A 13,214-nucleotide genomic window follows, 5' to 3' on the forward strand; every position below is an offset into this window, starting at 1 on the left:
CTAGTCGTCGGCCGCGTCACATGTGTCGAAGAGACCGCTACGGACCCGCTCCCGGCGGCCCGCGCGCAGCGGGGTGAGAAGCTGGACGCATGAATCACGCCCAGCTCACCGCGCTCGGCCGTGCCCTCCGGCTTGTCGGGGAGCACGGTGAGGCGCTGGCCGCCGACACCCCGGACTCGCGCCTGCACGAGGTCAAGGCCGACCTGCGGCGGGCGCTGGACCTGCTGGACGAGAGTGTCTCGGCCGGCGCCCCGACCACCCGCTGCGCGGAGCATCCGCAGGGCCCGGTGGACGAGAGCGCGGCGGACCTGTGCCTGCTGTGCGAGACCCGCCGCCGGGCCGCCCGCCGCGCGGAGTACGGCGGCCAGGGCCGGGGCCCGGAGGCCCACGCGACCGCCCCCTCCCGCTACGGCGTCCGCGCCGACCGCCCCCAGCCCCAGCAGCGCTGGCTCCCCGAGGCGTGGAACGGCCGCGAGTGGCAGCTGTGCGGCACCCCGCGCCGCGACCGCCACGAGGCGGAGGCGTACCTGGCCGCCGCCCGCCGGGGCTCGCGCCCCGCGATGGCCTACCGCCTGGTCCACGAGTTCACCGACTACGAGGTGCTGCGGGTGTGGGGCACCCCCGCCCAGGTGGACATCGAACCGATGGGCAACCTGTAGCGGTCGGCCGGAGCGCCTGCTCCGGGCAACGCGAAGGCGCCGGGCGGGAGTTCACCCACCCGGCGCCCCGGGGACAAGCCTCAGCTGAGCGACGTCAGCGAGGCGGCGTCGTACGCCGCCAGCTCGTCGAAGCGGCCGGCGAGCACCTTCGCGGCCCACTCCGGGTCCTGGAGGAGGGCGCGGCCGATGGCGACGAGGTCGTACTCCCCGCGCTCCAGGCCGTCGAGGAGGTCCTCGATGCCCTTGACCGGGGAGCCCTCGCCCTGGAACGCGCCCACGAAGTCGCCGTTCAGGCCGACCGAGCCGACCGTGATGACCGGCTTGCCGGTGACCTTCTTGGTCCAGCCGGCCAGGTTGAGGTCGGAGCCGTCGAACTCGGGCTGCCAGTAACGGCGGGTGGAGGCGTGGAAGACGTCGACACCGGCGGCGGACAGCGGCGCGAGGATCGCCTCCAGCTCCTCCGGGGTCTCGGCCAGACGCGCGGAGTAGTCCTGCTGCTTCCACTGCGAGTAGCGGAAGATGACCGGGAACTCGGCCGACACCCGCTCACGCACGGCCGCGACGATCTCCGCCGAGAACTGGGCGCGGGCGACCGGGTCGCCACCGTAGGCGTCGGTGCGGCGGTTGGTGCCCTGCCACAGGAACTGGTCCAGCAGGTAGCCGTGCGCGCCGTGGAGCTCGACACCGTCGAACCCGATGCGCTCGGCGTCGGCGGCGGCCTGCGCGAAGGCGCCGATCACGTCGTCCACGTCGGACTGCGTCATCGCCCTGCCCTTGGGCTCCGCGCCCTCCTTGTGGACGCCGGACGGACCCACGGACGGAGCCTCAGCGAACGGCGGCTCACCCTCACGGCGCACCATGCCGATGTGCCACAGCTGCGGGACGATCGTGCCGCCCGCCGCGTGCACGTCCTGCGCGACCTTCGCCCACCCCGCCAGCTGCTCCTCGCCGTGGAAACGCGGCACGCTGCCGCTCTGCCCCGCCGAGTCGTGACCGACGTACGTACCCTCGGTGACGATCAGGCCGACACCGCTCGCGGCACGGCGGGAGTAGTACGACGCCACGTCCGCACCGGGGATGCCGCCCGGCGAGAAGTTGCGGGTCATCGGCGCCATGGCGATCCGGTTCGGCACGGTCAGGCCGTTGAGGGTGATCGGGCGGGACAGGAGATCGGCCGCGCGGTTGGCGGCGGGCGTCGGTGCGGTCACGTGGGGGCTCCTCGTGTGGACGGCGTCGGGTGTACGGGCAGGTATATGAGCACGCAATGGTGCACCCAGTGAAACAACTCGTCCGCCCGGCTCCGCATTCCGCCCCCTCGGACCGGGCCTGTGTGACCCCGGCCACGTGTGCCGCTCTCAGCCCAGCTCGACCCGCCGCCGGGCGTCCCGGTTCAGCAGCCGGACGCGTTCGCGGAGCACGTCGGCGGGGGTGGCTTCGCCGACGTGCTCCGGGGGGACGTCCCATTCCCGGCCACCGCCTAGGGGCCGCAACTGGACGCGGCCGTCCTCCCGGCCCATGACCTCCCCGACCCTGCCGTCCCGCACGTCCTGGGCGTGGGCGCCGACGGCCGGGACATCCCCCTCCCTCACTCGCCCCGCTCCCTGAGCGCGGCGGCGAGACGTGAGGCGACGTCGAGGTTGCAACTCCCCAAGTCGACCAGGGTGTCGCGCCCTCCGTACACCTCGGTCACGGGGTCCACGCGGAGCGAGGGCAACACGATCCCCGCGCCCCGCAGGGCGGCACGCAGCCGCTCGACCGCTTCGTCAGACGTATCCGTCATGCCAGTTCCTCCACGCTGAGTGCCACCGTTCCGCACACCGAGTGGCGGCGCCGCTTCTAGCCTGGCCAGAGAGACAGCACCAACAACCCCGCCTGTGGGACAGGAGCGCACGATGCCCGGACCGAAGGACCTCGACCCGTCGTCGTCACCACGCGCGATGATCGGAGCGGAGTTGCGCCATGCGCGCGAGCGGAAGGGGTTGAGCCAGACAGAACTTGGTCTACCACTCTTCGTCAGCGGCTCGTTCATCGGCCAACTGGAGGCGGGCACTCGGCGAATGCACCGGGAGTACGCCGCACAACTGGACGAGATCCTGGAGACGGGCGACTTCTTCACCCGTCACTGCGAGACTTCCGCGAAGTCGCAGTATCCGGATCACTTCGTGGAGGACGGGGAAGCGGAGGCCGTCGCTACGTCCATCAAGCAGTACCTCCCGCTGTTGATCCCCGGCTTGTTGCAGACCCCCGCTTACTCGGCAGACCTGTTTCGCAGCTACCGGCCGATGGTCTCCGACGCGGAGGTCGAGGAACTGGTGGAGATCCGGATGACGCGCGGTCGCCTCCTCGACGATCCAACAAATCCGTTGTTGATGGTGGTGATCGATGAAGCTGCACTCCGCAGGCCAGTAGGCGGACCTCCGGCGATGGCAGAGGTGCTGCGGCATGTAGCGAGCCTGATGCGCCGCCGCAGAGTCATCGCGCAAGTACTGCCCTTCGCGGCGGGAGCGCACCCGGCCATGGCCGGGTCCTTGAAACTCATGGAGTTCCAGGACGCCCCTCCCCTCTGCTTCCTCGGGGGACTGGACACGGGAAAGCTGGTGGACGATCCCGCCACGGTCGCACGCCACAGCCTGACCTTCACACTCCTGCAGACGTTGGCACTCTCGCCAGCCCTTTCACTGGCACTTATCGAGTCGACCGCACAGGATTACGACCATGAAGAGCAACCCTCCTGAGTGGCGCAGGTCCAGTTACAGCGACGGCAGCGGCGGCGACTGCCTCGAAGTGACTTACACCCACCCCACCCACATCCCCGTCCGAGACTCCAAAGCGCCGCACGGCCCGAAGCTCGCGTTCCGGCCGGAGGTGTGGGCCGCGTTCGTGGAGAACCTCAAGCAGGGCTGACCTGTTCGACCCGCCCGGGAGCCGCTGCCCGCCGGTTACGTGTCGCGCTTGCCAACGCCAGGTGTGGCCTGCTGTAGGAGTTTGATGCCCAGTTCGTCGGTACGGGCGGCTTGTCCAGTGAGGCGGTGGACCAGTACCCATCTGCCGTCCGGCGTGGCAGCGGCGAAGACGGAGGCGTCACCGGTGGCGCCGTTGTGCCAGAGCACGGTGCCGGCTCTCTGCCAGGACAGGGCGGGCTCCCCCAGTTCCTGTTCCACGAGGAGCTTGGTCACCAAGCGGGCGGCGGCTCGCGGGGTGGCCCAGAGCCCGCCTGCGGGCAGGATGGCGCCCGTCATGGTCCAGGGACGACGTGGGCGGCCGAACAGCCCGCGGCTGTGCAGGCAGTTGTCCGGCGGCGGAGCGCTGGTCATCTCGGTGATGCCCAGCGGGGCAAGGACGTAGAGGTCCAGCAGGTCTTGGTAGGACATAGCTGCGGCGGAAGTCAGCGCGGCTCCGAGGATGGCGTATCCGAGGTTGGAGTATTCCTCGGTGTGGCCCGGGGCAGCGGTGGTGAAGGTGTCCAGTCTCCGGAGCACGGCATGCAGGGCGGCATCGTCGAAGGCGGCGTACGGGTCGCGCCGTTCCACGTGCGGGGGGAGCCGTGGCAGCCCGGAGGTGTGCTGGGCGAGATGCCTCAAGGTGATGCCGGTGCCCCGCGGAACGGGCAGGAACTGCTCCAGTGGGGCGTCCAGCTGGAGCACACCTCGTGCAGCCAGCTGGGCCAGCGCGGTTCCGGTGAGTGTCTTGGTCAGAGACCCGATCTGGACGTATGCGTCGAGATCATGTCCATGCAGGGCTTGGGGGGCTCGGCTGCTGCTGAGGATGCAGGTGGGTATGGGGCGCACGGAAGGCTTTCAGTGGGGGACGGGGTCTTGCGCTCGGACGACGCCACAAGTTCGTGTACATACAAGCGCACTCGCGCGGACCGCGACACCGCCCCCGAGGCTCAAGCGGCGAGCCCCGAGCCCTCTTGACAAGGATTGGCTGGTGGGTTTCAACCCACCCTCCCACCCTGCGACTTGACCGGGAGCGACCGACTTGCCACGGAAGGTCACAAGGCCCTAGCGTGCCCGCATAACGAACAGCCCCCGCGAGGCGCTACCAACACCTGCGGGGGCTTGACCTACAAGATCGAAAAGGGCGATCCCGTGGCTGACGCCAAGCTTAGCTCTGCCCCCCTACAAGCGCACGCACTCCCGCACCCCATGGCCAACCCCGGCTACGGCAAGCGGTCCGCGCCGGACCAACTCCAGCGCACCAAGCACGACTTCACGCATCTCCCGCCCCGTGAGGCGGCCATCGCCGCGTACCTGGACCGCCTCCCCGAAGGCGCCGACATCTCGGTGAAGACGCTGGCCAGGACACTCCCGTACGGACAGTGTGCGCTGCGTACCGCACTCAACCGCCTCCAGAACGCCGGGCACTTGCGGCGGGGCCGGGAGCGTCTGGAGTCGGAGGGGACCGGCACCCGCTGGATCACCCGATCGTGGTTCTCCCGTACCGCGCGCGACGACACCTGGTGGGCCTCGTTCGCCCGAGGCGACACCCCGGACCCCCCGCCGAAGCAGACCCGCTCCCGCGCCCACATCCTGCTGGCCGCCCTGGGCCGTAGGACCCCGTCCCTGTCCCTCTCGGCCGCCGACTGCGCCGACCTGGCCCCGCTGCTGACGGAGTGGTACGCCAGGGGAGCCACGGACGACACCATCCTCCGCGCCCTCAGTGACGGCCTCCCCTCCCCCATCCACCACCCAGCCGCCCTGCTCCGCCGCCGCCTGACCGACAAACTCCCCCCGGAACCGGCCCCCACCCCACCCCACCGCACACTGGAATGCGCGAACTGCGGCCTGCCGGGCCGCCCCGAGGCCCTGCCCGGCGGCATGTGCCGGGCGTGCCGTGGCGAACAGACGCTGCGGGAGACCCTGGGCCCCCTGCCCACCCCCTCCGTACGCGCCCGCGCGGAGGAGATCCGGGCAGCCATGTCCGCCCGCAAGAACACCACGACACCCGTGCGAGACCCTCGCCCCGCCCGCTAGGCTCGCGGTCTTCAGCCGGTGGACCCCGGCCGGAGTCCTCCCGAGGCTGTGCCGATGACCATGAACCTCGACTGCCACTGGGGCAGCGCGGAGGAACTGGTGCTGCTGGGAGGACCCCCATTGGCCACTGGGATGACGTGGCGGCGGCTGTCCCGGCGGAAGGCGGCAGCATCGTCCGGCGCGCCTCACGACGGAGGGCTTCCCTTATGACCCCCTCGTCATGACCCCCTCGTCCGTCCACCCCGAACCGGCGTACCACGCGCGGACGAGGCGTCGTCGACGGCGTGGAAGGCGCACCCCGAGCATCTCCGGGCCCAGCGGCCCGGACGGGAACACTGGTACTCCTCGTACAGCCGTCGGAGGTCACATGATGGAGCGCGCCTACGGCTACCGCCGTCACCGGGGGCCGCGGCCGGGCCCGGGAACGCCCGAGGGCGACACCTCCCGTGAGGGAAGTGCCGCCCCGGACTAGGACAGTTGATCCGAGAGGGATCAGAAGTCCATGTCACCGCCCGGCATGCCGCCCGGAGCGGCCGCGGCGGCCTTCTCCGGCTTGTCGGCGATGACGGCCTCGGTGGTGAGGAACAGCGCGGCGATGGAGGCCGCGTTCTGCAGGGCGGAACGCGTCACCTTCGCCGGGTCGATGATGCCCTCGGCGATCATGTCGACGTACTCACCGGTCGCGGCGTTCAGGCCGTTGCCGACGGGGAGGTTGCGGACCTTCTCCACGACGACGCCACCCTCGAGACCACCGTTGACGGCGATCTGCTTGAGCGGGGCCTCCAGCGCGAGCTTGACCGCGTTGGCACCGGTCGCCTCGTCGCCCGTCAGCTCGAGCTTGTCGAAGACCTGGCCGGCCTGGAGCAGTGCCACGCCACCACCGGCGACGATGCCCTCCTCGACGGCCGCCTTGGCGTTGCGCACGGCGTCCTCGATGCGGTGCTTGCGCTCCTTGAGCTCGACCTCGGTCGCCGCACCGGCCTTGATGACCGCCACGCCGCCCGCGAGCTTCGCCAGGCGCTCCTGGAGCTTCTCGCGGTCGTAGTCCGAGTCGGAGTTCTCGATCTCGGCGCGGATCTGGTTCACGCGGCCCTGCACCTGCTCCGAGGAGCCGGCGCCGTCCACGATCGTGGTCTCGTCCTTGGTGACGACGACCTTGCGGGCGCGGCCCAGCAGGTCCAGGGAGGCGTTCTCCAGCTTGAGACCGACCTCCTCGGAGATGACCTCGCCACCGGTGAGGATGGCGATGTCGCCGAGCATGGCCTTGCGGCGGTCGCCGAAGCCCGGGGCCTTGACGGCGACGGACTTGAAGGTGCCGCGGATCTTGTTGACCACCAGGGTGGAGAGGGCCTCGCCCTCGACGTCCTCGGCGATGATCAGCAGCGCCTTGCCCGACTGCATGACCTTCTCCAGCAGCGGGAGCAGGTCCTTGACCGAGGAGATCTTGGAGTTGGCGATGAGGATGTAGGGGTCCTCGAGCACCGACTCCATGCGCTCCATGTCGGTAGCGAAGTAGGCGGAGATGTAGCCCTTGTCGAAGCGCATGCCCTCGGTGAGCTCAAGCTCCAGACCGAAGGTGTTGCTCTCCTCGACGGTGATGACACCTTCCTTGCCGACCTTGTCCATCGCCTCGGCGATGAGCTCGCCGATCTGGGTGTCGGCGGCGGAGATGGAGGCGGTGGAGGCGATCTGCTCCTTGGTCTCCACGTCCTTGGCCTGCTCCAGCAGAGCGGTGGAGACGGCCTCGACGGCCTTCTCGATACCGCGCTTGAGGGCCATCGGGTTGGCGCCCGCGGCTACGTTGCGCAGGCCCTCCTTGACCAGGGCCTGGGCGAGCACGGTCGCGGTGGTCGTACCGTCGCCGGCGACGTCGTCCGTCTTCTTGGCGACTTCCTTGACCAGCTCGGCGCCGATCTTCTCGTACGGGTCCTCGAGCTCGATCTCCTTGGCGATGGAGACACCATCGTTGGTGATCGTGGGGGCGCCCCACTTCTTCTCGAGGACGACGTTGCGGCCCTTGGGGCCGAGCGTCACCTTGACGGCGTCCGCGAGCTGGTTCATGCCGCGCTCGAGGCCGCGCCGCGCCTCCTCGTCGAACGCGATGATCTTGGCCATGTGAAGTGGTCCCTCCAGGACTGGGGGTGATTCCTTCGGACCGCGCCCGCGCCCGCGACGGACGGCTCGCCGACCTCGTGGTTCCTTGCCCCACCCGGCCTGCGGGCCTCACCGACCCGGTCCTTCGTTGTCACTCTCACCTTCAGAGTGCTAACGCAATGATTAGCACTCACCCAGGTCGAGTGCAAGCGCCTCCGGCGATGCGGAGCCGCTTCCGGCTCTGCTCGTCCGGCGGCGCGGGCGGCGCGGGCAGCGCGGGACGGTACGGGTCCATGACGCCGTCCGGCACCGTGTCCCGGCGGTGCGGGCGGTGCGGGCGGTGCGGGTGGTGCGGGAGAACGGCGAAGGGCCCGCACCCTGTGCTGGGTGCGGACCCTTCGCCGTGCTGGAGATTTCAGGTGGTGACGCGAACCATGTCGGCCTGCGGACCCTTCTGGCCCTGCGAGATCTCGAACTCCACCCGCTGGCCCTCTTCCAGGGCGCGGTAGCCGTCCATCTGAATGGCGCTGTAATGGACGAAGACGTCCGCACCACCGTCGACCGCGATGAAGCCGTACCCCTTCTCCGCGTTGAACCACTTGACGGTGCCCTGAGCCATGCCCAACTCCCCTATTACTGGCCCTTGCGCGGACCCGCACCTCGCGGACCCGGGTCAGACCTCGCCCCCCTGCAATCGGCCGGGGGCGTGCGCCGGAACGCGTCGACCGCGGCTGAATGTATCTGCACAACTGCCGTCTGCAACAGGTCAATCGGACGAGAATTCCGGATGGACACAGTCCGGAATCTGCCGCAACTTCGGCGGAATTCAGGGCAAGTCGGGCCCCGTAAAAACAACAAATGCCGCACATTACCCGCGCATTTTGGCTGTTTCTTATCGGGCTCGCGACATGGATCAAGTGCGCCCGGCCTGCCGGGACGGGAGCGTGTTCCCCAACTCTACCGCGTTCAATCAGACAGAATGGCCCCCTCCGTTTCTCTTACGGAGAAGGCCATTCCAGGAACTGCGCCGAGCCGGGATGAACCGAGGGTAACCGCGGTTACCAAAGGTAATTTCAGCCGCCGGCGACCGCCGGAATGATGGAGACACCCGCGCCGTCGGGGGTGGCGGTCTGAAGTCCGCCCTCGAAACGCACGTCGTCGTCATTGACGTAGACATTCACGAACCGGCGCAGCTTGCCCTGGTCGTCCAGGACGCGGGCGGCGATTCCCTGGTGGTGCTTCTCCAGGTCCTCGATGACCTCCGCGAGCGTGCCGCCCTCGGCGGCCACCTCGGCCTGACCGCCGGTGTAGGTGCGCAGGATGGTGGGGATGCGAACGGTCACGCTCATGCGAGGCCAGCCTCTCGGAAGGAGTCCAGGGTCGGGCGGATGGTCGCGGAGAGACCGGTGCCGGCCACCGCGTCCAGGGTCTTCAGGCCGTCGCCGGTGTTCAGGACGACGGTCGTGAGCGAGGGGTCCAGCGCACCGGACTCGACCAGCTTGCGGGTGACGCCGACCGTCACCCCGCCCGCCGTCTCGGCGAAGATGCCCTCGGTACGGGCCAGCAGCTTGATGGCGTCCCCGATCTGCGGGTCCGTCACGTCCTCCACCGCCCCGCCGGTCCGGCGCGCGATGTCCAGCACGTAGGGCCCGTCGGCCGGGTTGCCGATGGCGAGGGACTTGGCGATGGTGTGCGGCTTCTGCGGCCGCACCACGTCATGGCCCGCCTTGTACGCGGCCGACACCGGCGAGCAGCCCTCCGCCTGGGCGCCGAAGATCTTGTACGGCCTGTCCTCGACCAGACCGAGCGCGATCAGCTCCTTCAGCCCCTTGTCGATCTTGGTGAGCTGGGAGCCGGAGGCGATCGGCACCACCAGCTGGTCAGGCAGCCGCCAGCCGAGCTGCTCGCAGATCTCGTACGCCAGCGTCTTGGAGCCCTCGGCGTAGTAGGGGCGCAGGTTGACGTTGACGAAGCCCCAGCCCTCGCCGGCCGGGTCGCCGATCAGCTCGGAGCAGAAGCGGTTCACGTCGTCGTAGTTGCCCTCGATGCCGACCAGCTCGCCGCCGTAGACGGCGGCCATGACGACCTTGCCCTGCTCCAGGTCGTGCGGGATGAACACGCAGGAGCGCAGGCCCGCGCGGGCGGCGGCGGCGCCGACCGCGCCGGCCAGGTTGCCGGTGGAGGAGCAGGACAGGGTGGTGAAGCCGAAGGCGCGGGCGGCCTCCAGCGCCTGGGCGACCACCCGGTCCTTGAAGGAGTGCGTCGGGTTGCCGGAGTCGTCCTTGACGAACAGCCCACCGGTGACGCCGAGTTCGGCCGCCAGGCGGTCGGCCTTGACCAGCGGGGTCCAGCCGGGGTTGAGGTTGGGCTTGTCGGCCACGTCGGCGGGGACGGGCAGCAGCGGGGCGTAACGCCAGATGTTCGCCGGACCGGACTCGATGCGCGCCCGGAGCTTCTCGGTGTCGTACGCGGAGAAGTCGTAGGCGATCTCCAGCGGTCCGAAGCATTCCTCACAGGCGAAGACGGGACCGAGCGGGACGCGGTGTCCGCACTCCCGACAGCTCAGGGCGGCGGCGGGTCCGAGATCTACGGTGGGGGTGGCGACAGTCTGCACAGCCATGGAGGCGAGGCCCTTTCTCCTCATCTTTCCCACGGCGCATCTCGCCGTGAGACGGATTTGGCACCTTCCCTAGCCGGGAGCCTCGCGCGTGCCGCGACGTGTCGCGCACGGGAGACCGGCTGGAGGGTTGCCGGGGCTTCATCGGGCCGTTTCCCTCTGCCCCTCTGGATGAGCGGTATTCGGTTGTGGACGCCGGGTGGCCTCGACATGCGATGGTCACTGGCGTTGTCCAAGACTGTACAAGACTGTAACCGAAGGCCAGGAGAGTTGACGGTGTCGTCCGAACCGCGAGATGAGTCAGGCGGGGACCGGCCCCGGCACCGGCCGCCCGCGCCGCAGCCGCACCCCCGCCGTGAGGAGCCGCAGACCATGCTGGAAGAGACCGAGCGCTGGCTCGCCACCCGCTCCTGGTCCGTGGCCGACCGCCCGGCGCACCGCGTCCTGGCCGCCAAGCAGCGCTCCGGGCAGCGGGTGTCCGTGGTGCTGCCCGCGCTGAACGAGGAGGCGACGGTCGGCGAGATCGTCTCCGTGATCCGGCACGACCTGGTCCTCCAGACGCCACTGGTGGACGAGGTGGTCGTGGTGGACTCCGGGTCCACCGACCGCACCGCCGAGGTGGCCGCCGCCGCGGGCGCCCGGGTCGTGCACCGGGACGACATCCTGCCCCGGCTGCCCGCCGTGCCCGGCAAGGGCGAGGTGCTGTGGCGCTCCCTGCTGGCGACCAGCGGTGACATCGTGGCCTTCCTCGACGCCGACCTGCGCGAGTTCTCCTCCGACTTCGTCCTCGGCATCGTCGGCCCGCTGCTCACCGACCCGGGGATCGACCTGGTCAAGGCGATGTACGACCGTCCGCTGGGCGGCGCCGCCGGGCAGGGCGGCCGGGTCACCGAGCTGATGGCCCGCCCGCTGCTGAACATGCACTGGCCGCGGCTCGCCGGATTCGTGCAGCCGCTCGGCGGGGAGTACGCGGCGCGCCGCTCGCTGCTGGAGCGGCTGCCGTTCCCGGTGGGGTACGGGGTCGAGCTGGGCATACTGGTGGACTCGCTGCACCTGGTCGGGCTGGACGCGCTGGCCCAGGTGGACGTCGGGGTGCGCAAGCACCGGCACCAGGACGGGCAGGCGCTCGGCCGGATGGCGGCCGCGATCTACCGCACCGCGCAGCTCCGGCTCGCGCGCGGCCACCTGGTGCGGCCCGCGCTGACCCAGTTCGAGCGCGGGACGGTCGGTTTCGAGCCGCGTACCTACTCGGTGGACACCGAGGAGCGGCCGCCGATGGCGGAGATCGCGGAGTACGCGGCGCGCCAGGTGGCGTGAGCGGGCCGTGTGCGGTCGGCGCGCCGGTCGCGCGTACGTTTGAGGGTTTACGGGCCGGGCTAGGTTGAGGCCATGGCTACGCAGGGTGCTGAGGTGCTGGTCGCGTCCAATCGCGGCCCGGTTTCGTACACGGTGGGTCCGGACGGAGGGCTGAGCTGCCGCCGGGGCGGCGGCGGTCTCGTCTCGGGGCTGTCGGCGATCGGTCCGGACACCGACGCGGTGTGGGTGTGCGCCGCGCTCGGGGACGGCGACCGGGAGGCGGTGCGGCGCGCGGACGGCGGACTGCTGCCGGAGCGGGACACCGGCGGGCAGCGGGTGCGGATGCTGGACATCGACGCCCAGGTGTACGCAGACGCGTACAACGGCATCGCCAACTCGGCGCTGTGGTTCGTGCACCACATGATGTACCAGACACCGCTGGAACCGGTGTTCGACGCGGAGTTCCGCCGGCAGTGGGACGCGTACCGCGCCTACAACCAGGCGTTCGCCCAGGCGCTGGCCGAGGAGGCGGCGCCGGGGGCGGCGGTGCTGATCCAGGACTACCACCTGGCGCTGGCGCCCCGGATGCTCCGCAAGCTCCGGCCCGACCTGCGCATCGGCCACTTCTCGCACACGCCCTGGGCGCCGCCGGACTACTTCCGCCTGCTCCCGGACGACATCGCGGCCGAGCTGCTCACCGGCATCCTGGGCGCGGACCGGGCGGCCTTCCTGACCCGGCGCTGGGCGGACGCGTTCACCGACTGCTGTCACGCGGTCCTGGGTCCGGGCATCCCGTCGGGCACGGAGATCGGGGTGCACGGTCTGGGCGCGGACGCGGAGTTCCTGCGGGAGCGGGCGCACCGGGCGGACGTGGACGAGCGGCTGGCGGTGCTGCGGGAGGAGATCGGCGAGGGGCGCCGGACGGTCGTCCGGGTGGACCGTACCGAGCTGTCGAAGAACATCGTGCGCGGCCTGCTGGCGTACCGCCGCCTGCTGGAGGACCACCCCGAGTGGCGCGACCGCGTGGTCCACGTCGCCTTCGCCTACCCGTCCCGCCAGGACCTCGCCCTGTACCGCTCCTACACGGACGAGGTACGCCGGGTCGCGGACGAGATCAACTCCGAGTACGGCACCGGGGGCTGGACCCCGGTCCTGCTCCACCTGGACGACGACTTCGCCCGCTCCCTGGCCGCGTACCGCCTCGCCGACGTGGCGCTGGTGAACCCCATCCGCGACGGCATGAACCTGGTCGCCAAGGAGGTCCCGGTCGTCTCGGACGAGGGCGTGGCCCTGGTCCTCTCCCGCGAGGCGGGCGCCTACGAGGAGCTGGCCGAACACGCGATCACGGTCAACCCGTACGACGTCGTCGGCACCGCCGAGGCCCTCCACGAGGCCCTGACCCTCCCCGACCCGGTCCGCGCCGAACGCTCCAAGCACCTCGCCGACGCGGCCACGGCCCTCCCCCCGGCCAAGTGGTTCCTGGACCAGCTGACCGCGCTGAACGTCAAACCCGGGTGATTGGGGCTGGTTCAGCAGCGGAAGGACCGGACTACGCGCCACCCCATTCGGGGT

At 70.4% G+C, this 13,214-nt stretch carries 14 protein-coding genes and 1 riboswitch; of the genes, 6 read left to right on the forward strand and 8 right to left on the reverse strand.

Annotation, left to right across the window (positions count from 1 at the left end; genetic code table 11):
* Positions 1–89 precede the first annotated feature (89 nt).
* Entirely contained in the window at positions 90–659 is a 570-nt protein-coding gene (locus ACFWN1_RS25880) for a hypothetical protein (RefSeq protein WP_384366543.1), read from the forward strand.
* 80 nt (positions 660–739) lie between these two features.
* On the opposite strand, the gene ACFWN1_RS25885 is transcribed toward ACFWN1_RS25880, so the two are convergent.
* From ACFWN1_RS25885 to ACFWN1_RS25895, 3 genes are all read right to left on the reverse strand, one after another.
* Positions 740–1,867, reverse strand: a complete 1,128-nt coding sequence (locus tag ACFWN1_RS25885; RefSeq protein ID WP_384366546.1) for an NADH:flavin oxidoreductase — start codon at positions 1,865–1,867, stop codon at positions 740–742.
* Positions 1,868–2,014: 147 nt separating this feature from the next.
* Positions 2,015–2,248 carry a hypothetical protein gene (locus ACFWN1_RS25890; protein ID WP_384366549.1) on the reverse strand — a complete coding sequence of 78 codons (234 nt, stop codon included), beginning with the start codon at positions 2,246–2,248 and terminating at the stop codon, positions 2,015–2,017.
* Positions 2,245–2,439, reverse strand: coding sequence for a hypothetical protein (locus tag ACFWN1_RS25895; RefSeq protein WP_384366552.1), 195 nt, complete (start codon positions 2,437–2,439; stop codon positions 2,245–2,247). Before ACFWN1_RS25895 ends, ACFWN1_RS25890 begins: the two co-directional genes overlap by 4 nt.
* Positions 2,440–2,551: 112 nt before the next feature.
* On the opposite strand from ACFWN1_RS25895, the gene ACFWN1_RS25900 reads away from it, so the two are divergent.
* Complete coding sequence (locus tag ACFWN1_RS25900) at positions 2,552–3,394, forward strand: helix-turn-helix domain-containing protein (protein WP_384366555.1); 843 nt, start codon at positions 2,552–2,554, stop codon at positions 3,392–3,394.
* Positions 3,375–3,563: a DUF397 domain-containing protein gene (locus ACFWN1_RS25905; protein WP_384366558.1), complete on the forward strand. Its 189-nt coding sequence runs from the start codon at positions 3,375–3,377 to the stop codon at positions 3,561–3,563. The genes ACFWN1_RS25900 and ACFWN1_RS25905 overlap by 20 nt, the downstream gene beginning before the upstream one ends.
* A gap of 35 nt (positions 3,564–3,598) precedes the next feature.
* Here ACFWN1_RS25905 and ACFWN1_RS25910 read toward each other — a convergent pair whose 3' ends face one another.
* Positions 3,599–4,447, reverse strand: a complete 849-nt coding sequence (locus tag ACFWN1_RS25910) for a serine hydrolase domain-containing protein (RefSeq protein WP_384366561.1) — start codon at positions 4,445–4,447, stop codon at positions 3,599–3,601.
* Positions 4,448–4,807: 360 nt separating this feature from the next.
* On the opposite strand from ACFWN1_RS25910, the gene ACFWN1_RS25915 reads away from it, so the two are divergent.
* Positions 4,808–5,635 (forward strand): hypothetical protein, encoded by an 828-nt coding sequence (locus ACFWN1_RS25915; protein ID WP_384366564.1) that lies wholly within the window; start codon positions 4,808–4,810, stop codon positions 5,633–5,635.
* A gap of 492 nt (positions 5,636–6,127) precedes the next feature.
* On the opposite strand, the gene groL is transcribed toward ACFWN1_RS25915, so the two are convergent.
* The 4 genes from groL to thrC all read right to left on the reverse strand — a co-directional run bounded on the left by groL (position 6,128) and on the right by thrC (position 10,349).
* Positions 6,128–7,750, reverse strand: coding sequence for a chaperonin GroEL (gene groL, locus ACFWN1_RS25920; RefSeq protein WP_384366567.1), 1,623 nt, complete (start codon positions 7,748–7,750; stop codon positions 6,128–6,130).
* A gap of 394 nt (positions 7,751–8,144) precedes the next feature.
* Positions 8,145–8,348: a cold-shock protein gene (locus ACFWN1_RS25925; RefSeq protein WP_384366569.1), complete on the reverse strand. Its 204-nt coding sequence runs from the start codon at positions 8,346–8,348 to the stop codon at positions 8,145–8,147.
* A 454-nt stretch (positions 8,349–8,802) separates the two neighbouring features.
* Positions 8,803–9,078: a MoaD/ThiS family protein gene (locus ACFWN1_RS25930; protein WP_384366572.1), complete on the reverse strand. Its 276-nt coding sequence runs from the start codon at positions 9,076–9,078 to the stop codon at positions 8,803–8,805.
* Positions 9,075–10,349 carry a threonine synthase gene (gene thrC, locus ACFWN1_RS25935; protein ID WP_384366575.1) on the reverse strand — a complete coding sequence of 425 codons (1,275 nt, stop codon included), beginning with the start codon at positions 10,347–10,349 and terminating at the stop codon, positions 9,075–9,077. The genes ACFWN1_RS25930 and thrC overlap by 4 nt, the downstream gene beginning before the upstream one ends.
* Before the next feature lie 17 nt (positions 10,350–10,366).
* A riboswitch (SAM riboswitch) is annotated at positions 10,367–10,524 on the reverse strand.
* A gap of 194 nt (positions 10,525–10,718) precedes the next feature.
* Between thrC and ACFWN1_RS25940 the strand changes: the two genes are divergently transcribed.
* A complete protein-coding gene (locus ACFWN1_RS25940) occupies positions 10,719–11,663 on the forward strand; it encodes a glucosyl-3-phosphoglycerate synthase (protein WP_384366578.1) in 945 nt (314 codons plus the stop codon).
* Between the two features lie 72 nt (positions 11,664–11,735).
* Entirely contained in the window at positions 11,736–13,160 is a 1,425-nt protein-coding gene (locus ACFWN1_RS25945) for a trehalose-6-phosphate synthase (RefSeq protein WP_384366581.1), read from the forward strand.
* The last annotated feature ends 54 nt before the right edge of the window (positions 13,161–13,214 follow it).

The sequence above is a fragment of the Streptomyces sp. NPDC058459 genome, assembly GCF_042721685.1.
Lineage (GTDB): Bacteria > Actinomycetota > Actinomycetes > Streptomycetales > Streptomycetaceae > Streptomyces.